The sequence below is a fragment of the Kitasatospora sp. NPDC091207 genome (genome assembly GCF_044768625.1).
Classification (GTDB): Bacteria; Actinomycetota; Actinomycetes; order Streptomycetales; family Streptomycetaceae; genus Kitasatospora.
Genome location: NZ_JBIVVS010000020.1, coordinates 1 through 26,581, shown reverse-complemented (window position 1 = coordinate 26,581; position 26,581 = coordinate 1). Strand labels below are relative to the sequence as shown.

Here is a 26,581-nt window from a genome sequence, read left to right as displayed (position 1 = left end):
GAGCGGCGGCCGGCGACCCCGAGGGTGGACGGTGGGTGAGCGTGCGGTTCAGCGGTTCAGCGGTCCGGGAGGTCCGGGGTGGTGTGAGGAGGCCGGTCCGGCCGTTCCCAGAGGCCGGCCAGATGCGCGTGGAGGACGTCGTGCGCCTCCCGCGAGGTGAGGTGGCCGATGAGGACGTGGGTGGTGAGCCCGTCCGCGAGGGCGAGGAGGGTGCGGGCCTCGCGTTGCGGATCGAGGGGCGCGGTCCGCCCGGTGCCCTCGCCGGCCTCGGCGGCCTCCGCGATGAGGCGGGTGAACGCCTCCTGCAGGGTCGCGTAGTTCGCCTTCAGGGTCCTTGCGAGCACCTCGCTGACAGCTGCCTGCGCGACGAAGGCGAGCCAGACCCTGGCCTCGGCGCGGTGCTCCTCCCGGAGTAGCGCGATCTCGGTGGCCGCGTGCCCCAGGGCGGTGCCGGCCGACTGGGCCGGGCTCCTGACGAGGCGGGCCTGTACGCGCTCCATGATCCGCTCGCTGATGTGCCCGAGAGCGAACACGAGCATCTCTTCCTTGGTGCGGAAGCACCGTTGAACGGCGCCCATCGACACCTGCGCGCGGGCCGAGACGTCGCGAAGGGTCACGCCCTCCAGCCCGCGTTCGTCGGCGAGGCGGCAGACGGCCTCGGCGATGAGGCGGCGTCGGCCCACGTGATCCACCTGTCTGGGCATGCCCGGTCCCTCCTTGTTCCACAGCGCTCCGCTTTCGCCGCAGTTTATGCGATGCGCTCGTATCGGTTCCAGGGGTACGGTTGGTTCCGATGCAAGTGCATCGATACGGGATGGGGAGGGAAGAGCCATGCAGGACGCCCTGTGGAAGATGCCGGCCGCCGCGCAGGCGGAGGCGGTGCGCAGCGCAGAAGTCTCGGCCGTCGAGCTGATCGACAGCCACCTGGATCGGATCGCCGAGGTCAACCCGCAGGTGAACGCGGTCACGCAGCTCCTGGCGGAGCGCGCACGCGAAGCCGCGGCGCAGCTGGACCGCCGGCGGGCCGCCGGTGAAACGCTGGGCCCACTCGCGGGCGTGCCCTTCACGGTGAAGGAGAGCACCGCGATCGAAGGCGTGCCCACCACGTTCGGCACGGAGCGGTTCCGCGATCTGGTGGCGTCGGCCGACGCGCCCCCGGTGGCCCGGCTGCGCGCGGCAGGGGCCATCCCGATCGGGCACAGCAACATGCCCACCCTGATCCTGGCGGGGATGCACACGCGCAGTGAGCTGTTCGGCGACACGGTCAACCCGTGGGACTCCAGCCGCACCCCGGGCGGCACCAGCGGGGGCGACGCGGTGGCCGTGGCCACCGGCATGGCGGCACTCGGGCTCGGCAACGACTCCGGCGGGTCGGTGCGCGTCCCGGCCCAGTTCTGCGGTGTGGCCGGGCTGAAGCCGTCCACGGGCCGGTTCCCCGCCGACCACCGCATCCTCGGCCCGGAGGACCCCGGCCCGGCGTCGCAGATGCTGGTCACCGACGGTCCGCTGGCCCGGAGCGTGGGCGACCTCCGGCTCGCTTACGAAGCGCTGGCCGGCACCGATCCGCGGGACCCCCGCGCCGTGCCGGTGCCCGCATACGGCGAACCGCTCCCCGGACGGCCGAAGGTCGCGGTCGTGGCGGACCCTGGCGGGCACGGCATCCACCCGACGGTGCGCCGGGCCGTCGCGACCGCGGCCGACGCACTGCGTGACGCCGGGTACGACGTGCGCGAGGTGCGGGACGTGCCGCGGCTGGACGAGGCCCTTGCGGCGTACGGCCGGATCACCGTGACCGAGTTCGCCCCGAGGTGGCCGGTGGTGCGTGAGCTGCTCGGCAGCGGCGGGGACCGCTACATCGGGATGGCGATGGAGCGGACCCCGCCCGCGAGCGCGGACGAGTTCATGACGTTGATGGGCAGCTGGATGAACATCCGCCGCTCATGGGCCGAATTCCTCGACGACTACCCGCTGTTGCTCGGCCCGGTCTTCACCGAGCCGCCGGTCGAACCGGGGCTGGAGTCGCGTGACAGGTCGGGCCATGACCGCGTCGGGTCGGGTATGCGGCTGTGCACCGTGACCAGTTTCGTGGGCGTACCCGGTGTGGCCGTGCCGACGGGGCTGGTCGACGGGCTCCCCTGCGGAGTGCAGATCGTCGGGCGCGCGTTCCGGGAGGACCTGTGCCTGGACGCGGCCCAGGCGATCGAGGACCGGCTCGGAGTGCTCACGCCGGTCGACCCGCGCGTCGGAGACCGGGCGCACTGAGCCCTTGGCCCGGGTACGCGCAGCAGGCCGCGCCATCGGCCTGCTGCGCGTAGCCGGATGGTGCGGCCGAGGCCGAGGCCGAGGCCGAACCCGACGCCGGCTCGCCGGCACTCCTGGCTTCTCCCACGCGGCCCGCCAGGCCTTCGGGTGGATCCCGCCGAGCGGTACCGGCGGGATCCACTGCCCCGGGGATACGCACCGGCGCGGCCGGACGGTTCCAGGGCGCGCATCGGGTCGTGATCAATCTCCGGTGAAACGGGGCTTACCTGCACAGGCGCCGTATCAAGGCCGTCATTGCGGAGAAGAAGGACCAGAGCGCCGACCGGAAGAAGAAGGGCAGCAGGGGCGGCTGGCCCGTCAGCCACGGCACCGAACTCCGCAAGGAGCGCAACAACGTCGAGCGCCTGAAGGCATAGCGAGGCATTGCCACCCGGTTCTGCAAGGCCCCGGGCACTCCTCGCCGGCCTACGCCTTTGCACCTCGGTGATCTGGATCAAGGACCTCACCCGGAGAAGCAATTGATCGCAACCCGGTCCGCACCCTGGAAACTAGAGTGCGGGCATGAACTACAGCGAGCTTGAGGCGGAGATACTTCGGCTGGTCGGTGCGGCCGCCGAGGACGGCGTTCGCGCCTTCGGGGAGGAGACGGTCATCCGTCTGGTGCGACCGGAACGGTTCCGGGACGCAGACGAGGGTGAACTCACCGCGGATGCCTGGGCGGCGCTCGCCACCGCCTGCGCGAACGTGCTGACACTCAGCGCCGCCGAGCTGCGCCGCGAGCTCGCGGTGATCGACGACGGTATCCTGGCCGACGGCGATCTGGACACCGAAGTCCTGGCCGTCATCCAGGCGTTGGAGCACTGGCAGGGCTACCTGGAACAGAACGGGCGCGAGGAGATCTACGAGCTCGCTATCCGTTCGATCGAGGACGTCGACCACGAGGTCTCCGCCGTTCTCGACGACTTCCTCGCCACGCCGGATATGGCTACCGAGTACGAGCGCATCCGTCGGCTGCTGGGCCCCCGCGCGGATCAGCGGCACCGGACGCACTCCGCATAGGCCGGGTACCCGGCCTGTGACCTCCCCGACGGCCTGCCGCCGGAGACGGCCGAGTCGGTCAAGCGCCAATCGGCCCAGGTGGGGCCGTTGGTGTGGGCGATGAGGAGGCGTTCTCGGGAGTTCTTCGGGCGGATCGGTGCCTGTCTTCCACTCGGGCGCATACGTGGGCAGCCGCTCCGGGTACGGGCCGTACGCGCCGATCGGCAGGTACGGCCCGATGACCTCCCGCTCCACATCGGTCAGTTGCAATACTCCAGTGCGACTTTGTGATCTTGTACTGAGTGTGACTGGGCGTCGCAGCGGATGAGTGGTCGACTTGGCGTACGAGACGCTCAGGGAGCCGTTCCGGCTAACCTCCCAGCATGGAGCAGGACTACCCCCTCGTTCGCGACGCGTTCCCGGACCTCATCGCTGAGCTGATCACCCTGCTGGAGGACGAAGGGGAGCATGAGTTGGCCGTTCGTGTCCGGGATGTTCGGCTCGTCGCCCGATGCGACTGTGGCGATGACTTCTGCCAGAGCATACGAACAGCCGCCCACCCGAAGGGGCAGCCGTACGGTGAGGGCCATCGATGTGTGCCGCTCCTGCCCTCGAAGGGCATGCTTGTCCTGGACGTCGTGGACGACCGGATCATGTACATCGAGGTACTGGACCGGCCGCCGATGAACGACCAGCACGACCTGCGTCGCTGATGCTCCCGGGGCGACCGCCGGCTACGGCGCTCGGACCTCGCCGGCCCGGGAGCTCGGTCACACCGAGCCCGCGTGAGAGCTGGAACTGCCACCGCGTGATCATCGGAGGTTGTGTGGACTCCTGAGGATCGTGCGGTGGCCGTGGGCCACAGCCTGGACGCAGCCCGCCGGCGGGCGATGTTCGACCAGGCCATGGCCAGGGTCGCGGGCCGATTCCGGCGGGTGGAGCCGCGCGCGACCGCCCGTGCCTTCGTGCTCGGCCTGTTGACCGGGATCGAGCGGAAGAACTGCTGGCGGCTGGCCGAGCAGGCCGGCCACGCCCGCCCCGGGCCGATGCAGCGGCTCCTGCGAAGCGCCCGCTGGGACGCGGACGAGGTCCGCGACACCCTGGCCATGCTCGCGCTGGCCTTCCTGGCCGCTCTCGCCGCCGACACCGCACCGATCAGGTCAGCCCGGCCGAACCGCCCGGCGCGCGGCACCGACCCGATAGACCTGACCGTCCCGGAGATCCGCCACCTGTTCGGGGCCCTGCTGACCCCACCGAACACATCCCCGAGCAGGGTGCTGCACTGGTCAAACTGGCGCAGACGCCACCAGGCCATCGCTCGCCGTTGCCACTACCGGCGGCGACTCGATGCCCCCTTCTCTCCATAGATCACGAAGTCGCACTGGAGTACTAACTGCGCCGGGTCGTGTTGGACGAAACGTCCGGACTGGACGTACAGTCCAGATATGACCGCAGAGACCCCCGATCCGCGCGTCCGCACCTGGGCGCCCGCCTGCCAGGCGGTCGCCCTGCTGCTCGGGCCGTACGCCGAGGTGGTGCTGCACGACGCCGTCCGCGACGAGGTGCTCGCCATCTGGAACCCGATGAGCGGCCGCGCCCCCGGCGACCCTTCCCTGCTCGGCGAGTTGGACGAACTGACCCCCGCCCTGCCCGACGTCTACGGGGCCGACGTCTTCGGGCCCTACGCGAAGCTGCTGCCCGACGGCCGCCGGCTCTCCTCGGTCAGCGCCGTCCTGCGCGACGACGCCGGCCGGCCGGCGGCGGTGCTCTGCGTCAACTTCGACCGCGGACCGCTGGAGCACGCCGCCGCCCTGCTGGCGGGGTTCGCCGCACCCACCGCGCCACGCCCCGGACCGCTCTTCGAACGCGACTGGACGGAGCGGATGAACGACGTCATCGGCGGCTACGTCCGCGCCCACGGCCGCCCGCCGGAGCGGCTCGGCCGCGAGGACCGGCTCGCCGTCCTGCGCGAGCTCGACCGGGCCGGGGTGTTCGCGGTGCGCCGGGCCGTACCGGCCGTCGCGACGGCCCTCAAGGTGTCGCGGTCCACCGTCTACACGCTGCTCGCCGAAGCCAGGGCCGAGACCGAACCTGTCGCGCCGGCCCATGAAGCGCCGCGCCCCACCGCACCGCAGAGGAACCAGCGATGACCACACTCCCCGACTTCCGGCTGGAAACCTACTTCTCCCGCTGGGAGTTCACCGCGCGCCACCACCTCACCGCCTCCGACGCGCAGACCATGACCATGGCCGAACTCCTCGCCCTGGCGGGCCCGGAGGAGCGGCAGGCATGGGACACCCTGGCCCTCGGCTACACCGAGACCTTCGGCGACCCGGCCCTGCGCCGGGCCGTCGCCGACCTGTACGAGCGCGTCGACGCCGACGACGTGATCTGCTTCGGCGGGGCCCAGGAGGCGCTCAACCTCGCCATGCAGGTGCTGCTCGGCCCCGACGACCACGCCGTCGTGCTGACCCCCAACTACCAGTCCGCCGAGACCATTCCGCTCTCGCTCTGCGAGGTCACCGGCGTCGCCCTGGACGCCGCGCGCGACTGGGCGCTGGACCTCGACGAGCTGACCGCCGCGCTGCGCCCCAACACCCGGGTCGTCTCGGTCAACTTCCCCAACAATCCGACCGGCAAGGTCATCGCGGCCGAGGACTTCGCCCGTCTGGTCGAGCTCTGCGACGAGCGCGGCATCCGGCTGTTCAGCGACGAGGTCTACCGCGGCCTGGAGCGTGACCCGGCCCGGACCCTGCCGCAGGCCGCCGACCTGTCCGAGCGGGCCCTGTCGCTCAACGTCACCTCCAAGTCGCTCGGCCTGCCCGGTCTGCGGATCGGCTGGATCGCCTGCCGTGACCGGGAGTTGCGCTCCCGGCTGGAGCGTGCCAAGCACTACACCACCATCTGCAACGCGGCCCCCAGCGAGGTCCTGGCCCGGATCGCCCTGGCCAACCGCGAGCGGATCCTGGCCCGCAACCGCGCGATCATCGACGCCAACCGGCCGCTCTTCGACGCCTTCTTCGCCGAGCACGCCGACCTGTTCGACTGGCGGGCCCCGGACGGCGGCTGCGTCGCCTACCCGCGCTACCTCGGGGCGGACGGCGTCGAGGCGTTCTGCACCGGGCTGGTCGAGGAGGCGGGTGTCCTGCTGCTGCCGGCGAGCATCTACCGCTCCGAGCTGACCCCCACCCCGGCCGACCGCTTCCGGATCGGCATCGGCCGCCGCGACCCGGCCCCGGCCCTGGACGCCCTCGCCGGGTGGCTGAAGGGGCGCCGGTAGACGGTCGCGGCCCTGGCCCGGCCGCCGTCGGCAGCCCGGTGGTCAGACCTGCCGGGCCTCCTTGGCCCGGTACTTGAGGCCGAGGAGCGCGCCGGAGAGCCCGTGCGGCACCAGCCAGGAGACGTCCTCCCGGTCCACCGCGTCGAAGCGGTACTTGTAGGGATCGGTGCCGCGCAGGAAGTCGAAAGTGGTGAGGCCCTGTCCGGCGGCGGCCCGGACGGCCTCGGCGATCACCGCCGTGCCGAGCCGCAGCGGCGCCCAGGCCTGGTCCCAACCGATCTGGTAGTAGGCGAAGGTGTCCCGCCAGCGGAACCCGTAGAGGACTCCGGCCACCTCCCCGTCTCGCTCGGCGACCAGGAAGGCCGGGCCCTCGCCGCGCCCGGTCGCGGCCGAGCGCTCGATCAGCCGCACGTGCAGCGGCGCGCGGGCCGCGTCGAAGGTGGTCGGCCGGCCGACGGCGGCCCGGCGCAGCCGGTGCAGTCGGAGCACGGTGTCCAACAGGGCGAACCGCTCGGCGAGTTCACCGCCCCCGACGGCCGGTGCCACCCAGCGGAAGGTGATCCCCTCGGCGGCGAGCTTGCGGCCGTAGCGGCGCAGGTCGGCGCGGAACTGGCGCGAGCCCAGCGCGTCCGGGCCCGCCGTGAGGTCGACGCGCGGGCACGGGGTGCGGCCGATCTCCACCGCGCCGGGGGGCAGCAGCGGGGTCTGACCGGCGTCGAGGTCGGTGAGCAGCAGTGTCGCCCGCCGGGCGCGGCGCGCCAGCCAGTCGGCGACCTCGGCGCGCCGTCCGGGTGCGGCCGTGACGCCGCAGTGGTCGGCCGCGCCGGGTCCGGAGCCCAGCACCGTCAGGCAGGGGACGGTCAGCGGCGCGCGCGGGTGCAGCCGCCGCCGGGTGCGCAGCAGCGGGACGACGGCGCCCACCCGGCCGTCCGGCTCGCGCCAGACGACGACCTCGCCGCTGCCCTGCCGGGCGCCCAGCGTCTCCCACCAGGCGAGCGTCCACTCCGGTGTGGTGAACCACGAGCCGCCCGGATCGGCCGCGGCCAGCTCCCGCCAGCCGTCCAGGACATCGGCCGGCATCGCGGCCGTCCGGTACCGGACGGGCCCGGCCGCCGGGATGGTGACCCCGACGCCCGCCCTGTCCCGGCCGGCCCTGTCCCGGCCCGCCGGTCGCGCCTCCGTTGCTCGGTTCTCCGTCGTCCGGTTCTCCGTCGTCCCCAAAGTCCCGCCCCCAGGTGTCGTTCAGGCGCCGCCGCGCAGCCGGTGCACGGCCGGATGCAGCCCCGAGAGGATTGTGTCGAACCGGTCGCGGCTGGTGGTGGAGTTCACCCGAAGACGGCTGATCCGCAACGGGCGTCCGGGCAGCAGCCGGTCGTGCCGGTGGTCGAACAGGAAGCCGACCCGGTAGCCGAGCCGGCGCAGCACGGCACCGGCGCGCTGGTCGGTATTGCCGTTGGGGTAGGCGAAGGCGGTGGGTTCCTCGCCGTCGAGCCAGCCGGTCAACGCGTGGTGGGCGCTGGTGATCTCGTCCCGGAGGATGTCGTCCTCGCAGCGGTCCAGGCAGGGGTGGCCGGCGGTGTGGTTGCCGATCGCCACGCCGGAGCGGTGCAGCGTCAGCAGGTCGTGCCGGGTGAGCTGCTCCTGCCGGGGCGCGCGGGCGCGGGCGCTCTCCCGCAGCTCGGCGAGGGCGGCGCGGCGGTCGCGGTCGGGCAGGGTCTTCAGCCGGCGCACCACCGCGTCGGGGGCGCAGCCGGCCAGGCTGCGGGCGGTGCCGTCGCGCGAGGCCAGGAAGGCGGCCTCGGACCACCAGAACGGCCGGTCGCTGTCGATGAGTTCGGTGACCACGAAGGCGGCCGCCGGGATCCGGAGCCGGGTGAGTACGGGCAGGCCCTCGGTGAGCACGGTGCGGTCGCCGTCGTCGAAGGTGACCAGCACGCTGCGGGCCGGCAGCGGACGACCGGAGTGGACGGCCTGTTCGACCCGGGCCAGCGAGACCGGGCGGGCGATCCGGACCAGGCGGGCCATCTGGAGCGCGAAGGTCCGCGGGTCGTCCACGCCGTGGTACGCGAGGACGGCGAGCCGACGGGTGGCGGCGAGCCGGAACAGCGGCTGGAGCGGGGAGTTGCGCAGCACGGCGTCGACGCCGCTCCGGCGCCCGGCGAGCCCGCGGCGCGCCGGGGGAGCGGACTGGGCGCGGGCGCCGCCGGTCGGGCCGGCCGGCCCCGCCGTCGGGCCCGCGGCCTCGGTGGTCGGTGCTGCCGCCCCGGTGGTCGGGCCGTCACCGGCCCCGGTCGAACGCGTGGTTCCCTCGGGCATCGACACGCCCCCCTTCGTCCCCGTGTGCACTGCCGTGAGCGCTGGGGCGCCGGGAGTCGGGCACGGCACGCGGGCAGGGCGCGCCGTTCGGCGCACGCCTGCCGGGTGGGCGGCCCGCCCCGCTCCCCGAATCGCCAAGATAGTGCAAAATCCCATGCTCCGAGGAGGGTTGCACACGGCGGCCGGGTTCCGGGGGGAGGTTGGCGGATTGTTGGCGCGGGCTTGGCCTGAGCGCGGGCTGGGAGCTTCCTGAGTGACCGCTGGTGGTGCCGGGAGAGGGCTCGGCGGGCCGGACGGGTGCGTGCGGTGCGGCGGTACGGCGGGGCGGATGTGCCGTGCCGGAACAGGTCACCGGGGGTGCGCCGTACTGGCGGTGCGTCCGGTCGGGTGCGCGCCGGGCCAGGGGTGCGCGGTGCCGGGGGTGGGCCGTGCCGGGGGTGGGCCGGCCGCCGGTTGCGGACCCGGCGGCCGACCCCGGAGAGGGGCTCGACGGCCCCGGCTCGTGGGATCCCCCGGCCTTCCCCGGTGCTGCCGGTGCAGTTGGTGCAGTTGGTGCAGTTGGTGCAGTTGGTGCTACCAGTACTACCGGTACTCCCGGGGTTCTTCGGTGGATCGGAAGGTGGATCAGAAGGGGCCGGTGCAGGTGGTCACCCGCTGCGAGGCCTCCAGGAGGGGGCCGCCGACCGCGCAGATCATCCGAAGGTCCTCGGTGACCACGCGCGGCGTGACGGCTTTGGCGAAGCCGTTGGTGACGGTGGTCGCGGAGGCGACGGTGACCCACGGGCTGCCCCAGGCCCGCTGCGTCCTGACCTCGACCTGAACGACCGTCAGCTGGGTCGGGGAGGCCGGCGAGACCTGCGCCACCCCGACGACTCCTCCGCCGTCCTTCTCCAGCCAGACGCAGGGGTGGTTGACCACGGTGATACAGGCGGCCTCACCGGCCCCACCCGTCGTCGTCGCCGCCGAGGCCGGTACGGCCATCGACGCCGTGATCCCTGCCACCGCGACCATCAGGGCTGCGATCCGAGCGCGCATGATATGAACCTCCTTGGAAATCAAGGGAATCTCACTCCGTGGGATGAGTCTTGCACATTTCATGGGCATGACATATGTGCGCTGCGTCACACTCAAGGTGACGGTTCAACTACGTACCGCAACCGGCGGCCCGGGCTCCGGTCGTGCGGAGCCGGGCCCGACGCGCGCGGCGGTGCCACCGGCGGCGCGCGCGGTCCGGCTCGGCCGATCCGGACCCGGGCGGCGCGGACCCGCCCGGGGCCCGGCTCGTCGGCTCGCCAAGTCCACGCCGGGGCAGCAGGGTTGACGGCTCGGCGGACGATCCTGGCCGGTCCTGTGCCGCGTTCACTCGTACGGGTGGCGGACCGGCGCGAAGCCGTTCGGACGGCTACGATCGACGCGACCTACGGAGGTGGCCCGGATGGACACGGTCATCGTGCAACTGCCCGAACCCCGCCCGAGAGCCCGGCCCGGTGGGCGGCCCGCACCGATCGGCGCACGGCCCGGCCTGTCCGGCGGCCGCTCCGCGCCGCCCGGCAGGCCCTCGCTGCTGCGTCTGGGCCCCGGGGAGGTCGCGGAGTTCGGGCGCGGCGAGCCCGGCCGGCCGCTCGCCATCCCCCTCGCCGACCAGGGCGTCTCACGCCGCGCCGGCGAGATCACCGCCGCCGAGGACTACTGGCGGCTGTCCAACTTCAGCACCTCCGCGACATACGTGGTGGAGAACCTCGAAGGGGCCGGCGAGCACGTCAAGGTGGCCCCCGGCCGGCTCGGCGCGCCGGTGCCGTTCGAGTTCTCCCGCGTCCTCCTGCCGGCCCTCGGCGAACCGGCGGTGTTCAAGGTCTTCGCCCCCCAACACGCCTATCTGGAGGGCGAACCCGCGACCGACGAGGGTGAGCCGACGGTCAGCCCGTTCGCCCTCGACCCGACCTCCAAGTACTTCCTCGTGCTGCTCGCCCTCTGCGAGCCGCGCCTGCGCTCACCCTCCGCCGCCGCCGTCCCCGGGGTCACCGACGTGCTGGCCCGGCTGCGCGCCCTGCCCTCCTGCCGGGGGCTCACCCGATCCGCCGTCAACTACCACATCGACTACCTGGTGGCCACCAAACTGCGCCTGCGCGCGACACCGGACGAGGCCGTGGACGACGCCGCCCGGGGCGGGGGCAAGCGGGAGGACCTCGTCGCGCTGGCGCTGAGGTTCGACCTCGTCCGGGAGGAGCACCTCGCCCTGCTCCCGCCCCGGCGGAGCGGCTGACCCCGTCGTGGCCCCGCCCGCCCGGCCCGGCGGCCGGCCGCCCGACCGCCCGGGGGAGCCGCCCTGCGACGTGCCGCCCGGCTACGCCCTGGCCGGGTACCGCATCGGCGAGCCGATCGGTGCCGGCGCCTGGGGCAGTGTCTACGCCGCCCACCGGCCGGGCGGGTCGGCGAACCTCGCGGTCAAGTTCCTCTGCCCGGCGCGGCTCAGCCCGGGCCAGCGCCGCACCATGGCGCAGCTCGCGGGCAGCGAGATGCGGTTCGGCCGGCGCGCGAACCATCCGAACCTGATCCGCACCCTCGCCGTCCTCACCGTCGACGACCCCGCGCACCCCCGGCTCGACGGCGCACTGGCCCTGGTGATGGAACGCGCCGCCGGCAGCCTCCAGGACGTCCTCGCCACCGCCCGGCCGCACGCGCCCGTCCCCGAGGCGGAACGGATCCTCGCCGGGGTCTGCGCCGGCCTCGCCCACATGCACGCCGCGGGCTGGGTGCACGGGGACCTCAAGCCCGGCAACATCCTGCTGATGCCGGACGGCACCGCCAGGCTCGCCGACTTCGGCCTCACCGCCGAACTGGAGGGCACCCACGCCTACGCCCCGCCGCTCGGCTCGCCCGACCACGTGCCGCCCGAGTGGTGGTCCCAGCGCACCGGTGCGCGCGGCGTCGCCGTCCGGCCGAGCGCCGACATCTGGGCCTTCGGCGTGCTCGCCCACCAGCTGCTCACCGGCGGACTGCACCCCTTCCTCGGCGCCACCGCCCGCGCCCGCTCGCTCGCCGCGCAGGCCTACGCGCGGGGCGCGGCCCCGCTGCGGCTGGACGACGCGCTGCCCCCGCGCTGGCGGCCGGCCGTCGCGTCCTGTCTGGCGGCCGACCGCGCGGAGCGGGCGCTGGTGGACCTCGCCGCCCTGCGGGCCGCGTTGCTGGCGGCGACAGCAGCAGCGGCGGCGTCGTCGGCGGACGGGCCCGGGGCCGGCCCCGCGCGCTCGCTGCCCGGCCCGGCGAGGACACGCCGTCCGGTGCGCCGCCCCGGGCTGCTCGCGGGGGCCGGCCTGGCGTCGGTGGTCACCGCCGCGCTGCTCCTCTCCGGCGGACCGGAGCCGACCGGAGCGGTGCCGGCCGGACCGGAGTCGGCCGGACCGGTGCCGACCGCCGGCGCTGCCGCCCCGCCCGCGCGGGCGGAGCCGGCCGGGGCGATCCCGGCGGGCGCCGACGTCCCCGAGGCGTTGCGCGGCCCGATCGACGACGCCGCCCGCCGCTGCCCCGAGCCCGAGATCACCCCGGTCCTGCTGGCGGCCATGCTCAAGGCCGAGAGCGGCTTCGATCCGCGGGCCGCCAACCCGGCGACCGGCGAGTACGGGGTCGCGATGTGGACGCCCACCGTCTTCACCGCCTGGGCGCAGGACGGTGACCACGACGGCGTCAAGGACTACCTGGACCCGGCCGACGCGATCGCCTCGATGGGCAACTACGTCTGCTGGCTCGACCAGCAGCTCAAGCGCCGGGGGTACACCGGCGACCTGCCGGCCCTGGTCACCGCCGGCTACCGGACCAGCGACAAGACGGTCGCCGACGCGGGCGGCGTCCCCGACCGGGTGCGGCCGCACGTGGCGAAGGTGCTCGGCTACCTCGCGGAGTACGGGGGCTGAACGCCCCGCCGCAGCCCCGCGGCAGCCCCGTCGAGGCCCGGACGCAGGTCATGCCGCAGCCCGGTCGCAGCCCGGCCTCGGCATGACCTCGGCCACATCCGGGCCGTCCCACCGGCGGCGTCGACCGGCTGACGGGCCCCCGGAATGCGATGCTCGGCCGCATGATCACGAAGCTCCGCGCGGCCACCACGCAGTGGACCGTCGTCGTCCCGGTGGTGTCGTTCGTCGTCCTTGTCCTCACCTGGCACCGCGACCTGCCCGGCTGGGTGGTGGGCCTGATGGCCTGCTTCCTGGCCGGCGCGGTGCTCGCGGCGGTGCACCACGCCGAGGTGGTGGCGCACCGGGTGGGGGAGCCGTTCGGCTCCCTGGTGCTGGCGGTCGCGGTCACCGTCATCGAGGTGGCGCTGATCGTGACCCTGATGGCGGACGGTGGTGACAAGGCCGCCACGCTGGCCCGGGACACCGTGTTCGCCGCCGTGATGATCACCTGCAACGGCATCCTCGGCCTCTCCATCCTGGTGGCCGCGATCAAGTACCGGGTGGCGGTGTTCAACGCCGAGGGCACGGGCGCGGCGCTGGCCACCATCGGTACCCTCGCCACCCTCAGCCTGGTGCTGCCGACCTTCACCACCAGCTCGCCCGGCCCCGTGTTCGCGCCCGCCCAGCTGGCCTTCGCGGCTGCCGCCTCGCTGCTGCTGTACGGGCTGTTCGTGGCCACCCTGGCCTTCCGCCACCGCGACTACTTCCTGCCCGTCACCCCCGAGGGCCGGGTGCTCGACGAGGAGGACCACGCCGAGCCGCCGAGCCTGCGGACGACCCGGGTCAGCCTCGGGCTGCTCGCCGTGGCGCTGATCGCGGTGGTGGGCCTGGCCAAGGGCGTCTCGCCGACCATCGAGTCCGCCGTCTACTCGGCCGGGCTGCCGTCCTCGGTGGTGGGCGTGGTGATCGCGCTGCTGGTCCTGGCGCCGGAGACCATCGCGGCGCTGCGCTCCGCCCTGCGCAACCGGGTGCAGACCAGTCTCAACCTGGCGCTCGGCTCGGCGCTGGCCAGCATCGGCCTGACCATCCCGGCCGTCGCGGTGGCCTCGGCCTGGCTCCCGGGACCGCTGGAACTCGGCCTCGGACCGACCCACCTGGTGCTGCTCGTGCTCACCATCGCGGTCGGCACGCTGACCGTCATCCCGCGCCGCGCGACCCCGCTGCAGGGCGCCGTCCACCTCTCGGTGCTGGCGGCGTACGTGGTGCTCGCGATCAATCCCTGAGCGCACCGGTACGGAGGATCCCGGCGGGCCGGCGACCACGAGGTCGCCGGCCCGCCGTCCGCCGGGGGCCGTCCGCCGGGGGCCGTCGCGGTGCTGTCGCGGTGCCGCCGGGCCGGTGCCCCGGCCCTACCCGCCGGTTCCCGACCCGCCGCCCCGGCATGGCGGACGAGGTGCGAGGATGGCCCCCGACCGCCCCCGACGGCGGACCTCCGCCGACCGGCCACCCCCTCACCCCAGGGTGGCCCGACTGGGCACACGGCGACGAGGTCCGCGCTCCGTACCCCGGCAGCCATTTCCGGCGCGGCGTCTCCCTGCCCGCTTACCCTCACCTGCGAAGAAGACGCATCGCGATGCACCGCACCCGTACGCCCGTACCCGACTCCCCGGCCACCACTTCCCCCACCTCCACCGGCACCCTCCCCGCCCTCCCCGCCGGCCCCCGGACCCGCTCCCGGGCGCCGCTGCGCGCCGCCGCGCTCGGCGCGGGCGGGCTGCTGCTCACCGGCTGCGGCAGCGCCCCCGCCCCGGCGTCCGGCAGCCAGCAGGACCTCCGCGGCCGCCTCCCCAAGGCGGTCAGGGACGCCGGGGTGCTCCGGATCGGCTCCTACCTCAACTACCCGCCGGTCGACTTCAAGGACCCGGCCGGCCAGCCCGCCGGGCTGGACCCGGAGATCGCCAAGGCGGTCGGCTCCTACCTCGGCCTCCGGGTCGAGTTCACCGACATGCCGTTCGACAAGCTGATCCCCGCCGTCCAGGCCAAGCAGCTCGACCTGGCGATGTCGGCCGTCATCGACACCAAGCAGCGCCAGCTCGGCGCCGCCGACGACGGGCACCAGGCCGACGCGGGCGTGGACTTCGTCGACTACTTCGCGACCGGCACCTCGATGGTGGTCAAGGCCGGGAACCAGCTGAACCTCACCACCCTGGACAGCCTCTGCGGCCGCACCGTCGCCGTCCAGCGCGGCACCGTCCAGGACGAACTGGCCGGCCGGCAGACCGCGGCCTGCCTGCGGACCGGCAAGCAGCTGCAGATCCACCGCTTCGACACCGACGAGCAGGCGCTCGCCGAGGTGGCCGCCGGCACCGCGGTCGCCGATCTCAACGACTACCCGGTGGCCCAGTACAACACCACCCAGCCGGGGCGGACCGGGGTGTTCCAGCTGGCCAACACGCACTTCCTGCAGTCCGGCCCGTACGGCGTCACCGTCGCCAAGGACAACACCGCCCTGCGGGACGCCGTCGCGAAGGCGCTGGACCAGGTGATCCGGGGCGGCGAGTACGACAAGATCCTCGACAAGTGGAACGTCCGCTACGGCGCGGTCTCCAGCGCGGTGGTCAACGGCGGCCTCTGACGCGGTGGCGCCGACCCCGCCCCGATGGCCGGTAACGACCGGTGATCGGGGCGGGGCCCGCGTGTCGGGGCGCGGCACGGCGGCCGCTGTCCCTATCGTCTGAGACCGCTGAGTCCGCAGCCGATCAGACCCGTGGGAGTGCGAGATGCCAGGCCCAGAGCAGCAGTTGTCCCCCGACGGTGCCCGCGGTCGTCCGGAGGAGGGGGCCGACGTGATCGTGGTCGGCGCGGGCCCGGCGGGCTCCACCGCCGCCTACCACCTCGCGCGGACCGGGCTCGACGTGCTGCTGCTGGAGAAGTCGGCCTTCCCCCGGGAGAAGGTCTGCGGCGACGGTCTGACACCGCGCGCCACCAAGCAGTTGGTCGACCTCGGCATCGACGTCTCCGAGGAGGCCGGCTGGCTGCACAACCGGGGGCTGCGCCTGGTCACCGGGCGGCGCAGGCTGGAGCTGGACTGGCCGCACCTGTCGGCGTTCCCCTCGTTCGGCCTGGTCCGGCGGCGGGCCGACTTCGACGAGCTGCTCGCCCGCCGGGCCGCCTCGGCGGGCGCCCGGCTGATCGAACGGGCCAATGTGGCGGGCCCGTTGGTCGACGAGCGGTCCGGCCGGATCATCGGCGTGACGGCCCGGCTGGGCGAGGACCGGCGGCCCGTCGACTACCGCGCGCCGCTGGTGGTCGCCGCCGACGGGAACTCCACCCGGCTCTCGCTCGCGATGAAGCGCTACCGCCGCACCGACCGTGCGATGGGTGTCGCCTACCGGACGTACTTCACCACCCCGCGCCACCAGGACCGCTACCTGGAGGCCTGGCTCGACCTGCGCGACCCGATGGACCCGGCGCGGCGCCTGCTGCCCGGCTACGCCTGGGTGTTCGGGATGGGCGACGGCACCGCGAACGTCGGCCTCGGGGTCCTGGACACCGCCGCGGTGGCCGGCGAGTGCGACTGGCGTGACCTCCTGCGGCGCTGGTGCGCCGACCTGCCGCCCGAGTACGGCTTCACTCCGGAGGGCATCACCGAACCCGTCCGCGGCTCCGCCCTCCCGATGGGCCTCAACCGCCAACCCCACTACGCGGACGGCCTGTTGCTGGTCGGCGACGCGGGCGGGACGGTCAGTCCGGCGACCGGCGAGGGCATCGCGTACGCGATGGAGTCCGGCCGGTACGCCGCCGAGACGGTCGTCCAGGCGCTGGCCCGGCGCACCGACCGCGGTCGCGAACTCGCCCTGCGCGGCTACCCGCAGGCGCTGCGCTCCGCCTACGACGGCTACTTCGCGCTCGGCCGGCTGGTCGCCGACGTGCTGGGCCGCCCCAGGCTGCTCGGCGCCGCCGGCGCGCTCGGCCTGGGCCATCCGGCGCTGCTGAAGGTGGCCTTCCGGCTGATGGTCAACCTCACCGAGCCGAACTCCCGGGACGCCCTCGACCGGCTGCTGTACGCGCTCGGCAAGCTGGCGCCCAGCCACCGGTGACGGTGGTCGGGCCGGAGCGGGCCCGGAGGGGGCGTGACCTTCCATCCTGCACGCCCCCAGGGCGTTCCGGGCGCTGGTTGGCCGAATCCGGGGAAACGGGCGGTGTCGCGAGCCGTCCGTGTTGACGGGGGGTCAGGTGATCCGCTTGCCTGGGTGCCGACCTGGACACGGAGGGTGACGGCTCACCCTCCGGTCCGCCCTGATGCCGATACGACGGAGACATCGTGCGCCTTCGCCTTCGCCTTCGCCTGCTCCTCGCGCCGCTCGCCGCGGTCGTGGCCCTGCTCGCCCCGGCCGTCCCGGCGGCCGCCGTCGACGTGGCCGCCGCCACCCCCTCCGACGAGTGCTCGGCGGCCGACTTCCACGGTGACCCCCGACTCGGGCCCGAAGACCTGCCGCGCACCGGCCCGGTCGGCCGGGAGCTGATCGGTTACCGGCGCACCGGCGGCCTCTCCGAGGACAAGTTCCTCGCCACCTACTACAGCCCCACCGCGAACAACGGCGGCCCGGGCTGGATCTACCCGCCGGCCAACGGCTACGTCACCCTGCCGGACGGCACCCCGGTCGAGTTCGAGATCACCCTGTACCCGAACCAGAACATCGACCGCTTCGGCAGCGAGTACGGCTCCTTCCTCGCCCCCGAGGGCCTGCCCTACGCCAACCGCTCGATCCCGCCGCAGAGCCTCGACAGCACCCCGGCGCCGAGCTGCAACTACCACGACTACAAGGTGCTGAAGCCCTTCAACGTGCACGCCGGCCCGATCGCCCCGTGGTTCGGCCAGCCCGGTTACGGCCTGCAGTACCAGCTCGACGCCGCGCTCGTGCCGAACGGGCCGGCCCGGCTGAACGTGCTCTGGCTCGTGGACAACGGATACCTCGCCCGGATCTGACGCGGCTCCGGGGAGGCGGGCCGGGGGTCGGTGCCCCCGGCCCGCACCGGTATCCGACGCCCCGCCGCCGGTCCGGTGCGGCCGGTGCGCAAAGAATCCACTGGTGCGCGAGACGGGAAAGGGATAGGAAGGCCGGATGAACACCGTGGAGACCGATCCCGACCAGCGCGCATTCGCCCCCGTCACCCTCGACCTGGGCGGTCTCTCGCTCCGCCCGTGGGGCCGGGCGACCGAGATCCTGGGCGGAGCGGTCGCCGGCGTGCTCGCGGCCGCCGCCGATCCCGCGATCGCGCGGTGGAACCCGATCCGTGCCACCGACCGGGCCGGGGCCGAGGCCTACCTCGACCGCTGCGAGGCCGGCTGGGCCGGCGGCGCCGCGGCCGCCTTCGCCGTGGTCGACGCCACCGACGGCACCTTGCTGGGCAACTCCGCGCTGCGCTGGGTCGACCGGGCCGACGGCCTCGCGATGATCGGCTACTGGGTGCTCCCGGCCGCCCGCGGCCGCGGGCTCGCGACCCGGGTCACCCGGGCCGTCACCGCCTGGGGCATCGCCACGGCCGGTGCCCGCCGGATCGAGATCGCCCACGCGGTCGGCAACGACGCCTCCTGCCGGGTGGCCGAGCGCTGCGGCTACCCCGCCGAGGGCACCCTGCGGGCCTCCCACCGCTACGGCGACGGCGCCTACCACGACGAGCACCTGCACGCCCGGCTGGCCACCGACCCGGAGCCGCCGGTCCGCTGACCGGGCGGCGCCGTGCCCTGCTCGCCGCCCCCGTCGCTGCCCGGTGCGGGCCGGAGGGGGCGGTGACCGGGCGCGTTGTGGGGGGTGGAGGCCTAGTCTGGAAGAGCGCGTCCGTGTGCGGTGCGGAACGGGGACGGTGGGCCATGACGGTCATCTCGGCAGCACTTTTCGGTATCGACTGGCACGCTGTGTCACCCGGTTCCGAAGAGTTGCTGCACGAATGCGCCGCGCGAGGCTGGACGGTGCTGCTGATCGGTCCCGGACCGGTCGAGGTGCCCGCCCTGACCGTGGCGGCCCCGGGCGACGACCCCGTCCGCTCGGCCCTCGGCCTGGTCGACGGCGCCTCGGACCACGCGGTGTTCGTGGCCGCGAGCGTGCGCGAGGTGCTGCTGGCGTGCCGCGCGCGGGTGTCGTGCGTCGCGGTGGAGAGCGACGGCGGGACGGGCCTCGAACTGCGGGCGGCGGGCGCGGCCGAGGTGCACCACGACGCCGCCGCCCTGTTGCGCGTGTTGGACGACAGCCTGCTGGCCCGACCCAGGGCCTTCGTCGACTGCCGCCCGACGACTCCGGCCGCACCGGCCGGCCGGAGCGGCTGACGCACACCCGGGCCGGGCAACCGCCCGGCCACGAGGACGGCGTCACCGGGATCGTCGGAGGTGACCGAGATGGACGGACCCGCGTTGAGCGGACGGGAGCGGCGGCTCCTGGCCGAGATCGAGAGCGAGCTGCGCCAGGACTCCCGACTGGACCGGCGGTTGAGCACGATGGGGGTCAAACAGCCGGGCCGGGTCCGGCTCGGGCTGCGCCGCTTGGGGCGCCAGGTGCCCCCCGGCGTGGTGATGACGGCGCTGGTCATGTCCGCGATCTGTCTGAGCATCGGCGTGCGCACCCCGACCGCGCCCGTCCTGACCGCGGTGGTGCTGGTCTGGACGCTCAGCGTGGCCGTGGCGGTCGTGGTGGCGGTGCTGCTGCGACGCCGCACGGCCGGGGCGCACCCGGCGGGCCACGTGGACGGCGGCGGCCCCGAGGGTCGTGACCGGGCCGAGGGCCGGGAGCGTCCCGACGGCCGGGAGCGCCGGCCGTGGGACCAGCCGGAGCCGTGAGCGCGATGACCACCGAACTGCGGGAGTACCGCCCGGGCGCCCATCACGTCGCGGACCTGACGCTGGTCGGCTACGAGGTGGAGGGCACCGACGGCCCGCTCGGTCGGGTCGAACGGGACACCGGCGACCACCTGGTGGTCGACGCCGGGGCGTGGGTGCCGGGCGTCCGGGTGCCGGTCCCGGTGGGTCTGGTGGCCCGGATCGACCATCTGGAACTGGTGGTCCACCTGGACTGCCCGCGCGCCCGGGTCCGTGCCGCCCCGCCGCCCGCCGCCGTCGAGGCGCGCGGGGGCCGGCCGGACGGCGGGTGAACGCCGGCGGCACGCGCTCAGGCCGCCCAGGAGCCGTCAGCCGCCCCGGACCGGTCAGTCGCCCCGGAGCCGTCAGTCACCCCGGAGCCGGACGAAGGTGGCCGCCGGTGGCCGGCCGGTGACGGTCACCTCGGCCCGCAGCGGATCGCTCAGCGGCCGCAGGCTCCCGTGGTCCGGGTCGCGCACCGGTGCGTCCAGCAGCCCGTCCACCGCCCGCGCCACCTGTCGGGCCTGCACCGCGGTCAGCTGTGGGGTGGAGAGCAGGACCGGCCCGTCGTCCAGTTCCAGGACCAGCGCCCGGGGTCGGGCCGCCGTCCCGACGACCGCGCGGACGGTCGCGTCGACGGTGTCGCTGCGCCGGTACTTGACCCAGCGGTGCCCGGCGCCGCGTGCCCGGTAGGCCGACCCGGCCGCCTTGCAGACCAGCCCCTCGACCCCGCTGTCGGCCAGCTGTTCCATCCAGGTCATCGCCTCGGCCCGGTCGGTGGTGGCCAGCACCGGCTGGACCGGGGGCGGCACGTCGGCGAGCGCGGCCAGCAGCAGCCGCCGCCGGTCGGTGAGCGGCAGCCCCCGGACGTCGCGCCCGGGCAGCGCCAGCAGGTCGAAGGCGACCAGCCCGAGCGCCACGCCGTCCGAGGCCCGGCCCTGCCGGGTGCGCAGCAGTTCCTCGAAGGCGAACCGGCCGTCCCGCCAGGCGACCAGCTCCGCGTCCAGTACCAGCCCGGCGGGCAGCCGGGCCACGGCGGCGGCGATCGGGGGGAACTCGGCGGACAGGTCCCGCCCGGAGCGGGACTGCAGGTACGGCGGGCGCTCCCCGCGCGCGAAGGCCACACAGCGGAAGCCGTCCAGCTTCAGCTCGTACTGCACACCCGCACCGCCCAGCCCGTCCGGCGGCGGGACGGCCGGGACGGCGGCCGGGCGCATCACCTCGACGGGCGGCTCCAGCACCACCGGGGTGTCCGTGTCGGCGCCCGTGTCCGTGCCGGTGTCCGTGCGGGTGCGGCTTCGCGTGCGGGTGCCTGCGCGGCCGGCGGCGCGCGGACGCGGCGGATCGGGGTGGGTGGCCGCTGCCCGGTCTGGCGACGGCGGCGGGGGCAGCGGCCGGGCCCGCGCCGGGTCCAGGAGCGGTGCGAGCAGATCGCCGAGATCCGCCAGCCGCTGGGGGAGTTCGGCGAGGTCGAAGACCAGGTCCGCCGTCGACCGGGCCGCTTCCAGCTCCGCCCAGGAGAGCGGCGTGGACACGGTCGGCCGCGGCCGGGCCCGGAGGGTGTAGGGCGCGGCGGTGGTCTTCTTGGCGGAGTTCTGCGACCAGTCCACCAGTACCCGTCCGGTGCGGCGCGCCTTGGCCATGGTGTGCACGACCAGGTCGGGGTGGGCGCTCTCCAGTGCGGCCGCGAGGGCCTTGGCGTAGCCGGAGACCTCCGCGCTCGGCGTCGGCTCCAGCGGCACCAGCAGGTGCAGGCCCTTGGAGCCGGAGGTCTTCACCCAGCTGTCGAGGCCGTCCGCCGCCAGCCGTTCGCGCAGCAGCCCGGCCACCGTCCGGCAGGTCAGCACGGACGCGCCCTCGCCCGGGTCGAGGTCCAGCACCAGCCGGTCGGCCAGCCCGGGCGCGGCGGCGTGCCACTGCGGCACGTGCAGCTCCAGGCAGCCCAGGTTGGCCGCCCAGAGCAGCGCCGCACCGTCGTCCAGGACCACCTGCCGCAGCTCGCCGCCGCTGCTCGGCACCTCCACCGTGCGCACCCAGCGGGGTGTCCCGGCGGGCGGGTTCTTGGCGATGAACACCTCGCCCTCGACGCCCTCCGGGCAGCGCAGGAAGGACACCGGACGATCGCGCAGATGCGGCAGCAGCACGGTGTGCACGGCCGCGTAGTAGCGCAGCACGTCCCCCTTGAGCGTGCCGGTGCGCGGGTAGTACACCTTGTCCAGGTGCGAGAGGGCGATCGTGCGCCCGTCCACCACCATCTGCGGCATGGCCGCCTCCGAGCCGCGCCGGGCCCGCGCCTGTTCGCCGGCCCCGCGCAGCCAGTCTGCCCGGCCGTCCGTTACGGCGCGAGCAGGCCCCGGGCCGTTCGGAGCAGTTCCTCGTCGGTGGCCGGTTCGCGTACGCCGGCGAGGCCGGAGCGGAACAGTGAGGCGCCTTCGACCAGCATCAGGAACACCTGGGCGCGGCCCTGGACGACGGCCTCCGGCAGGTCGGGGCGGCGGTCGGCGAGGAAGGCCGCGACCTGGGCGCGGTAGTCGGCGTAGAAGGCCCGGACGGAGCCCGCCACGGCCTCGTCCCGGGCCGCCAGGGCCCAGAGCTCGGCGAACAGCCGCACCAGGCGGGCGTCCTCCTGCTCGGCGAGCAGGGCCCGGATCAGCTGCTCGGCAGCCCGGTCGGGGGCCGGGGCCGCTGTAGCCGCCGTGCGGTCGGCTCCCGCCGCTGTGCCCGCCCGGGCGCCCGCCGGGCCTCTCGCCGGGCCGATCGGGGCGAGCAGCGGCGCCAGCCGCTCCGCCGACCGGCTGAGCACCCGTTCCAGGACGGCCGCCACCAGGGCGGCATGCGTCGGGAAGTAGTACTGCAGATGCCCCAGGCGGACGCCGGCCGCCGCCGCGACCGCTCGCATCGACAGCTCGGTGCCCCCCGCGGTGACCAGCAGCTCCTCGGCGGTGTCCAGCAGCTGTGCGCGGCGCTGCTCGCCCTTGCCGCTCACGCCGCGGCCCCCGCCCGCCGTTCGCTCCGGACGTCGACCGTGACGCCGAGCGCCGCGAGGTCGGCCAGGACCTGCCCGGGCCGGGGCGTCTGCTCGGGGAACGCCACCCCGACCGGGGCCGCCGCGCCGTCCGCCCCGAGTGCCCGGCGCAGGCCCAGCAGGGCGCCGACCGCCGTCAGGTGCGCCTGCCCGGCCCGGTCCTCGACCACCGCGCTCAGCGCCTGCCCGTCGTGCGTGACGTCGATCCGCAGCCGTGCCACGCCGCCCTCGCCCGGCGAGTACAGCAGGGCGCGGCGGGCCGGCTCCCAGCGCTCGCCGCGGCCCCAGCGGAAGAATCCGGCGTGCTTGGCGGCCAGCAGTGCCGCCGTGCCGATCCGGGAGCTGAAGCCGATCCGGGTGGTGGCGGTGGTCGTGCCGAGGGTGAGCGGGAGGGTGAACTGCTCCGGCGTGTCGATCCCGGCGACCCTGGTGGCGGAGTCCCCGATCAGCACCGTGCGCGCGCCGTCGAGCGGGGCCACCGACCGGCGTCGGCCCTCGTGGACCACCTCGTAGTCCAGGCCGAGCCGGTCCATGAACTCCACCGAGTCGGCACCCGCCCGGTCCCCGAGGTCCCACCGGATCGCGATCTCGACCTGCTCGGCCCCGCCGAGCCGCTCCGCCAGGGCGGCCGTGACCAGACCGGTCACCCCGCCCATCCAGGCGGACGAGAGCAGCACCGGGGCGGCCGGGCGCAGCAGGGCGGCGACCGTGGCGGCCCGCTGCAGCCGCGCCGTCCAGCGGGTCACGTCCACGAACGGCACACCCGCCCGGGCGGCGGCCCGCAGCACCCGGTCGTCCGGGTCGTTGACCACGCCGACCACGGCCCGGACGGCGGCGCCGAACGGCTCCGGGTCGGCGAGGTCCCAGCGCCGGGCGGTGACCGGGCGGGCGCCGTCCGCCCGGTGGAGCTCCTCGGCGAGCGCCGCCCCGCGCTGCTCCGAGCGGCCGGTCAGCAGCAGCGGCCAGGCGGAGACCGCCGAGCGCGCCAGCTCGGCGCCGACGGTGCCGTAGCCGCCGACCAGCAGTACGGGGCCGTCGGGGTCGTGGGAAAGGTGGTCGTCGAAGACCTGGGAGAGGTTCATGAGAGAAGAATAGGTCATCCGACCTAAAAATGCTGTCAGCCCGTCACCAGCGCGCACGCGTCACCGACCAGGTCCTCGATCCGGCCCCAGTCGACGGGCGGCGCGTCGAGGCGCACCCCGACCCAGCCGCGGTGGCCGACGTACGGGGGCCGGAAGTACCGCGCCGGGTCCTCGGCGACCAGGAACTCCTGGTGCCCGGGTGCGGCCGGGCACCAGAAGGCCAGGCGGTCGTCGTGGTGGTGGTCGGCGAGCATCACGAACACCCGGGACCGGCGGCCGCTCCCCGCGAACCAGGTCGGCTCGCCGTGGCTGACCCGCTCGGACGCCTCCGGCAGTGCCAGGCAGAGCGCCCGCAGCCGGTCGACCGCGGCCGCCGGCCCGGTGGACCCCGGCGACCCCGCTGTGCGCGGTGACCCCGCCGTGCCGGTCACGGCGGCCTCAGCCGGCCGACGGGCGCGGCGAGCCCGGATAGGTGCCGAAGTACCAGTGATTGCCCTCCGGGTCGGCGGCCGCGAAGTCCCGCGAGCCGTAGTCGGTCTCGAACGGCTCCTTGGTGATCCGGGCCCCGGCGGCGACGGCACGTGCGTGCACCGCGTCCGGCTCCGCCGTCACCACGTAGGCGGTGAAGCCGCCCGGCCGCCCGGGCCAGGGCTCGGCGCCCTCGGCGTCGGGCCGGTCGGAGCCCAGCATCACGCCGCCGCCCTCCGGCCAGGCCAGTTCGGCGTGGGCGACGAACTCGCCCTCGCCGTAGGCGACGACCTCCTCGAAACCGAAGGCGTCCACCAGGAACCGGATCAGGGCGCGGGCGTCACGGGCCCGCAGACTGGGCCAGACCTGCGGGGCGGGAGTCTTGCTGTTCATGGCGGTCTGCCTCCTCGGGGGCGGTCCGGGTCGCTCTCAGGACTCCCACTCTGGCGCCGCCGCCCCCGCCGCGCCTTGGACGTTTCGGAACTTCGCCGCGTCCGGCCCCTGCTCGGCCAGCCACACGCTCGGCGCACACCCGGCCAGCGCACGGAACTCACGGGCCAGGTGCGCCTGGTCGAAGTAGCCGCAGCGCGCCGCCAGCTCCGCGAACCGCGGCGCCGGCCCGGGAGCGGCCAGCAGCCGCCGGGCCCGGTCGAACCGGATCACCCGGGCGGCGGCCTTCGGAGTGAGCCCGGTCTCGTGGCGGAACCGGTCCCGCAGGTGGCGGCCGCTCCACCCGGTGTCCAGCGCGAGCGCCGACACCGACAGCGACCCGCCGCTGCGCCGCAGCTCCCGCCAGGCCCGGACGACCTCCGGCGGCACCCGGCCCGAGGGGCGGGCCGCCCGCAGCAGCGCGCCGTCCAGGGCGGCGAACCGCTGCGGCCAGCCGTCGGCCTGCTGGAGCTCCTCCTGGAGCCGCCCGCTCGCCCGCCCCAGCACGGCGTCCGCCGGTACGTCCAGGCCCGCCAGCTCCCCGGCCGGCAGGCCGAGCAGCGCCCGGGCGGCCAGCGGATGGACGGCGATCTGGACACCCGACTGCCGCCCGTCGTGGGTGATCAGGGCGGGGGAGGTGTGCAGCCCGCCGAGCAGCGTGGCGTAGTCGCCGCCGGCCTGGGCCGGATCCGGGTGCCCGGCGACGGTCAGCGGCTCGTCCAGGGTGAGGATGAAGGTCAGGTAGGGGGAGGGCAGACCCCGGTGCGCGGCGGGTGCCAGGCCGCGTTGGCGGTAGCCGGAGTACCAGGCCACGTACGGCCGCAGCGCCGTCGCGGGCCGGGCCCGCACGGCCTCGTCGACCAGGTCGGGGAGGTCCTGCTGCGTCACGCTCCCAGTATCGGCCCGGGCCGGGCCGGGGACGCCGCCGTCCGGGCTCGCGGGCGGTCGGGGTGTTGCTTATGGTGAGCGCACCGGAACACCCGGTGCTCGGGGGGGAAGACCCGCGAAGGAGTCCCAGTGACCACTGCCCGAGAGATCATGCACACCGGTGCCCAGTGCATCCGCGCCGACCAGACGCTCGCCGAAGCCGCCATGATGATGCGCGACATGAACGTCGGCGCGCTCCCGATCTGCGGCGACGACCAGAAGCTGAAGGGCATCATCACCGACCGCGACATCGTCGTGCGATGTATCGCCGAGGGCCGGGCACCGGCGGACATGACGGCCATGGAGCTGGCCGGGCACCTGCACTGCGTCCGCGCCGACGACGCGATGGAGGCGGTGCTGAAGAAGATGGAGCAGCACCAGATCCGTCGCATCCCGGTGATCGACGGCGAGCGGCTGGTCGGCATGATCAGCGAGGCCGACCTGGCCATGGGCCACCGCGACGGCCACCGCCTGACGGACCAGCAGATCATCGAATTCATGGACAGCGTCTACATGATGCGGTGATCGCGCCGCGCCGGGCACGGCGCAGGCGTTCCCCCGTGGATCGCCCCCGGTGTCCCCGTGCCACGCGGCGCGGGGACACCGGCGCGGCCGGGTGCCGCCGCTGCCGCCCAGGACGGCCTGACGGGGCGTCAGCCGTGGACGTGGCGGCTGCGCGACCGGTCGGGCGCGGTTCCCGGTGGAGGTCGCGCAGGAGCACGATCTCGGCACCGCGGTGCGGCACTTCCTGATAGACCCACCGCGCGATGCCGATGAACGGGGTCTCCGGACCGCTGCCGTACGGGCGCGTTGAATCCCGCCCCGGGGGTATGGCGACGCCGCTGTCCCCGGGTGGGGGTGCAGCGGCGTGGTCGTGGTGGTGCTGGTGCTGGGGGCTGTGGTGGGCTCGTGGGGTGTTACTTGGTGAGGCCGGCCTTGACGGAGCAGACGGGCCAGGCGCCGGGGCCCTGGGCGGCGAGGACCTTTTCGCCGATGGCGATCTGCTGGGCC

The 26,581-nt window shown here is 74.7% G+C and carries 27 protein-coding genes and 2 pseudogenes; 18 read left to right on the top strand and 11 right to left on the bottom strand.

Annotated elements, in window-relative coordinates; genetic code table 11:
- Positions 1-56: 56 nt before the first annotated feature.
- Positions 57-704 (bottom strand): TetR/AcrR family transcriptional regulator, encoded by a 648-nt coding sequence (locus ACIQTO_RS27895; protein ID WP_402393414.1) that lies wholly within the window; start codon positions 702-704, stop codon positions 57-59.
- A gap of 127 nt (positions 705-831) precedes the next feature.
- On the opposite strand from ACIQTO_RS27895, the gene ACIQTO_RS27890 reads away from it, so the two are divergent.
- From ACIQTO_RS27890 to ACIQTO_RS27860, 7 genes and pseudogenes are all read left to right on the top strand, one after another.
- On the top strand, positions 832-2,262 hold the full coding sequence (locus ACIQTO_RS27890) for an amidase (protein ID WP_402393411.1): 1,431 nt from the start codon (positions 832-834) through the stop codon (positions 2,260-2,262).
- A 254-nt stretch (positions 2,263-2,516) separates the two neighbouring features.
- Positions 2,517-2,784: pseudogene (locus ACIQTO_RS27885) on the top strand (hypothetical protein); the annotation flags it as partial.
- Positions 2,785-2,823: 39 nt separating this feature from the next.
- A complete protein-coding gene (locus tag ACIQTO_RS27880; protein WP_402393408.1) occupies positions 2,824-3,321 on the top strand; it encodes a hypothetical protein in 498 nt (165 codons plus the stop codon).
- Positions 3,322-3,683: 362 nt separating this feature from the next.
- Complete coding sequence (locus tag ACIQTO_RS27875; RefSeq protein ID WP_402393405.1) at positions 3,684-4,013, top strand: hypothetical protein; 330 nt, start codon at positions 3,684-3,686, stop codon at positions 4,011-4,013.
- A 135-nt stretch (positions 4,014-4,148) separates the two neighbouring features.
- Positions 4,149-4,667 (top strand): transposase, encoded by a 519-nt coding sequence (locus ACIQTO_RS27870; RefSeq protein WP_402393402.1) that lies wholly within the window; start codon positions 4,149-4,151, stop codon positions 4,665-4,667.
- Between the two features lie 78 nt (positions 4,668-4,745).
- Positions 4,746-5,450, top strand: a complete 705-nt coding sequence (locus ACIQTO_RS27865) for a transcriptional regulator (RefSeq protein ID WP_402393400.1) — start codon at positions 4,746-4,748, stop codon at positions 5,448-5,450.
- Positions 5,447-6,580: an aminotransferase class I/II-fold pyridoxal phosphate-dependent enzyme gene (locus ACIQTO_RS27860; RefSeq protein WP_402393397.1), complete on the top strand. Its 1,134-nt coding sequence runs from the start codon at positions 5,447-5,449 to the stop codon at positions 6,578-6,580. The genes ACIQTO_RS27865 and ACIQTO_RS27860 overlap by 4 nt, the downstream gene beginning before the upstream one ends.
- Positions 6,581-6,622: 42 nt before the next feature.
- Here the strand turns inward: ACIQTO_RS27860 and ACIQTO_RS27855 are convergent, their stop codons facing one another.
- From ACIQTO_RS27855 to ACIQTO_RS27845, 3 genes are all read right to left on the bottom strand, one after another.
- Positions 6,623-7,660, bottom strand: a complete 1,038-nt coding sequence (locus ACIQTO_RS27855; protein WP_402393394.1) for a GNAT family N-acetyltransferase — start codon at positions 7,658-7,660, stop codon at positions 6,623-6,625.
- A 162-nt stretch (positions 7,661-7,822) separates the two neighbouring features.
- A complete protein-coding gene (locus tag ACIQTO_RS27850) occupies positions 7,823-8,896 on the bottom strand; it encodes a polysaccharide deacetylase family protein (RefSeq protein WP_402393391.1) in 1,074 nt (357 codons plus the stop codon).
- 624 nt (positions 8,897-9,520) lie between these two features.
- Positions 9,521-9,931 (bottom strand): hypothetical protein, encoded by a 411-nt coding sequence (locus ACIQTO_RS27845; RefSeq protein ID WP_402393389.1) that lies wholly within the window; start codon positions 9,929-9,931, stop codon positions 9,521-9,523.
- Between the two features lie 400 nt (positions 9,932-10,331).
- Between ACIQTO_RS27845 and ACIQTO_RS27840 the strand changes: the two genes are divergently transcribed.
- From ACIQTO_RS27840 to ACIQTO_RS27795, 10 genes are all read left to right on the top strand, one after another.
- Positions 10,332-11,159 (top strand): serine/threonine protein kinase, encoded by an 828-nt coding sequence (locus ACIQTO_RS27840; protein WP_402393387.1) that lies wholly within the window; start codon positions 10,332-10,334, stop codon positions 11,157-11,159.
- Between the two features lie 70 nt (positions 11,160-11,229).
- On the top strand, positions 11,230-12,807 hold the full coding sequence (locus tag ACIQTO_RS27835; RefSeq protein ID WP_402393385.1) for a protein kinase: 1,578 nt from the start codon (positions 11,230-11,232) through the stop codon (positions 12,805-12,807).
- Between the two features lie 161 nt (positions 12,808-12,968).
- Positions 12,969-14,069, top strand: a complete 1,101-nt coding sequence (locus ACIQTO_RS27830) for a calcium:proton antiporter (protein ID WP_402393382.1) — start codon at positions 12,969-12,971, stop codon at positions 14,067-14,069.
- A 350-nt stretch (positions 14,070-14,419) separates the two neighbouring features.
- On the top strand, positions 14,420-15,421 hold the full coding sequence (locus ACIQTO_RS27825; RefSeq protein WP_402393380.1) for an ABC transporter substrate-binding protein: 1,002 nt from the start codon (positions 14,420-14,422) through the stop codon (positions 15,419-15,421).
- Between the two features lie 145 nt (positions 15,422-15,566).
- Entirely contained in the window at positions 15,567-16,886 is a 1,320-nt protein-coding gene (locus ACIQTO_RS27820; protein ID WP_402393378.1) for a geranylgeranyl reductase family protein, read from the top strand.
- A gap of 224 nt (positions 16,887-17,110) precedes the next feature.
- A complete protein-coding gene (locus tag ACIQTO_RS27815; protein WP_402393375.1) occupies positions 17,111-17,776 on the top strand; it encodes a TNT domain-containing protein in 666 nt (221 codons plus the stop codon).
- 136 nt (positions 17,777-17,912) lie between these two features.
- Positions 17,913-18,518: a GNAT family N-acetyltransferase gene (locus ACIQTO_RS27810; RefSeq protein ID WP_402393372.1), complete on the top strand. Its 606-nt coding sequence runs from the start codon at positions 17,913-17,915 to the stop codon at positions 18,516-18,518.
- Between the two features lie 188 nt (positions 18,519-18,706).
- Positions 18,707-19,114, top strand: coding sequence for a hypothetical protein (locus tag ACIQTO_RS27805; protein WP_402393369.1), 408 nt, complete (start codon positions 18,707-18,709; stop codon positions 19,112-19,114).
- Between the two features lie 69 nt (positions 19,115-19,183).
- Positions 19,184-19,621, top strand: coding sequence for a hypothetical protein (locus ACIQTO_RS27800; protein ID WP_402393367.1), 438 nt, complete (start codon positions 19,184-19,186; stop codon positions 19,619-19,621).
- 5 nt (positions 19,622-19,626) lie between these two features.
- A complete protein-coding gene (locus tag ACIQTO_RS27795; protein WP_402393365.1) occupies positions 19,627-19,932 on the top strand; it encodes a PRC-barrel domain containing protein in 306 nt (101 codons plus the stop codon).
- A 72-nt stretch (positions 19,933-20,004) separates the two neighbouring features.
- Here ACIQTO_RS27795 and ACIQTO_RS27790 read toward each other — a convergent pair whose 3' ends face one another.
- From ACIQTO_RS27790 to ACIQTO_RS27760, 7 genes and pseudogenes are all read right to left on the bottom strand, one after another.
- Positions 20,005-20,856, bottom strand: a complete 852-nt coding sequence (locus ACIQTO_RS27790; protein ID WP_402393674.1) for a DNA ligase — start codon at positions 20,854-20,856, stop codon at positions 20,005-20,007.
- 168 nt (positions 20,857-21,024) lie between these two features.
- A pseudogene (gene ligD, locus ACIQTO_RS27785) lies at positions 21,025-21,903 on the bottom strand (non-homologous end-joining DNA ligase); the annotation flags it as partial.
- 71 nt (positions 21,904-21,974) lie between these two features.
- Positions 21,975-22,625, bottom strand: coding sequence for a TetR family transcriptional regulator (locus tag ACIQTO_RS27780; RefSeq protein WP_402393362.1), 651 nt, complete (start codon positions 22,623-22,625; stop codon positions 21,975-21,977).
- On the bottom strand, positions 22,622-23,746 hold the full coding sequence (locus ACIQTO_RS27775) for a saccharopine dehydrogenase (protein WP_402393359.1): 1,125 nt from the start codon (positions 23,744-23,746) through the stop codon (positions 22,622-22,624). Before ACIQTO_RS27775 ends, ACIQTO_RS27780 begins: the two co-directional genes overlap by 4 nt.
- Positions 23,747-23,781: 35 nt before the next feature.
- Positions 23,782-24,177, bottom strand: coding sequence for an MmcQ/YjbR family DNA-binding protein (locus tag ACIQTO_RS27770; protein ID WP_402393356.1), 396 nt, complete (start codon positions 24,175-24,177; stop codon positions 23,782-23,784).
- 7 nt (positions 24,178-24,184) lie between these two features.
- Positions 24,185-24,607, bottom strand: coding sequence for a VOC family protein (locus ACIQTO_RS27765; protein ID WP_402393354.1), 423 nt, complete (start codon positions 24,605-24,607; stop codon positions 24,185-24,187).
- 36 nt (positions 24,608-24,643) lie between these two features.
- Positions 24,644-25,531: a helix-turn-helix domain-containing protein gene (locus ACIQTO_RS27760; RefSeq protein WP_402393352.1), complete on the bottom strand. Its 888-nt coding sequence runs from the start codon at positions 25,529-25,531 to the stop codon at positions 24,644-24,646.
- A gap of 129 nt (positions 25,532-25,660) precedes the next feature.
- Here ACIQTO_RS27760 and ACIQTO_RS27755 point away from each other — a divergent pair, with 129 nt between their 5' ends.
- Positions 25,661-26,095 carry a CBS domain-containing protein gene (locus tag ACIQTO_RS27755; RefSeq protein WP_402393350.1) on the top strand — a complete coding sequence of 145 codons (435 nt, stop codon included), beginning with the start codon at positions 25,661-25,663 and terminating at the stop codon, positions 26,093-26,095.
- Positions 26,096-26,581: the final 486 nt, after the last annotated feature.

Coding starts and splice junctions, on each gene's coding strand:
- ACIQTO_RS27840 (WP_402393387.1), top strand. CDS start 10,332: ATGGACACGGTCATCGTGCAACTGCCCGAACCCCGCCCGAGAGCCCGG.
- ACIQTO_RS27795 (WP_402393365.1), top strand. CDS start 19,627: ATGACCACCGAACTGCGGGAGTACCGCCCGGGCGCCCATCACGTCGCG.
- ACIQTO_RS27765 (WP_402393354.1), bottom strand. CDS start 24,607: ATGAACAGCAAGACTCCCGCCCCGCAGGTCTGGCCCAGTCTGCGGGCC.
- ACIQTO_RS27865 (WP_402393400.1), top strand. CDS start 4,746: ATGACCGCAGAGACCCCCGATCCGCGCGTCCGCACCTGGGCGCCCGCC.
- ACIQTO_RS27830 (WP_402393382.1), top strand. CDS start 12,969: ATGATCACGAAGCTCCGCGCGGCCACCACGCAGTGGACCGTCGTCGTC.
- ACIQTO_RS27775 (WP_402393359.1), bottom strand. CDS start 23,746: ATGAACCTCTCCCAGGTCTTCGACGACCACCTTTCCCACGACCCCGAC.
- ACIQTO_RS27825 (WP_402393380.1), top strand. CDS start 14,420: ATGCACCGCACCCGTACGCCCGTACCCGACTCCCCGGCCACCACTTCC.
- ACIQTO_RS27855 (WP_402393394.1), bottom strand. CDS start 7,660: ATGCCGGCCGATGTCCTGGACGGCTGGCGGGAGCTGGCCGCGGCCGAT.
- ACIQTO_RS27895 (WP_402393414.1), bottom strand. CDS start 704: ATGCCCAGACAGGTGGATCACGTGGGCCGACGCCGCCTCATCGCCGAG.
- ACIQTO_RS27860 (WP_402393397.1), top strand. CDS start 5,447: ATGACCACACTCCCCGACTTCCGGCTGGAAACCTACTTCTCCCGCTGG.
- ACIQTO_RS27850 (WP_402393391.1), bottom strand. CDS start 8,896: ATGCCCGAGGGAACCACGCGTTCGACCGGGGCCGGTGACGGCCCGACC.
- ACIQTO_RS27890 (WP_402393411.1), top strand. CDS start 832: ATGCAGGACGCCCTGTGGAAGATGCCGGCCGCCGCGCAGGCGGAGGCG.
- ACIQTO_RS27810 (WP_402393372.1), top strand. CDS start 17,913: ATGAACACCGTGGAGACCGATCCCGACCAGCGCGCATTCGCCCCCGTC.
- ACIQTO_RS27845 (WP_402393389.1), bottom strand. CDS start 9,931: ATGCGCGCTCGGATCGCAGCCCTGATGGTCGCGGTGGCAGGGATCACG.
- ACIQTO_RS27880 (WP_402393408.1), top strand. CDS start 2,824: ATGAACTACAGCGAGCTTGAGGCGGAGATACTTCGGCTGGTCGGTGCG.
- ACIQTO_RS27800 (WP_402393367.1), top strand. CDS start 19,184: ATGGACGGACCCGCGTTGAGCGGACGGGAGCGGCGGCTCCTGGCCGAG.
- ACIQTO_RS27790 (WP_402393674.1), bottom strand. CDS start 20,856: ATGCGCCCGGCCGCCGTCCCGGCCGTCCCGCCGCCGGACGGGCTGGGC.
- ACIQTO_RS27875 (WP_402393405.1), top strand. CDS start 3,684: ATGGAGCAGGACTACCCCCTCGTTCGCGACGCGTTCCCGGACCTCATC.
- ACIQTO_RS27820 (WP_402393378.1), top strand. CDS start 15,567: ATGCCAGGCCCAGAGCAGCAGTTGTCCCCCGACGGTGCCCGCGGTCGT.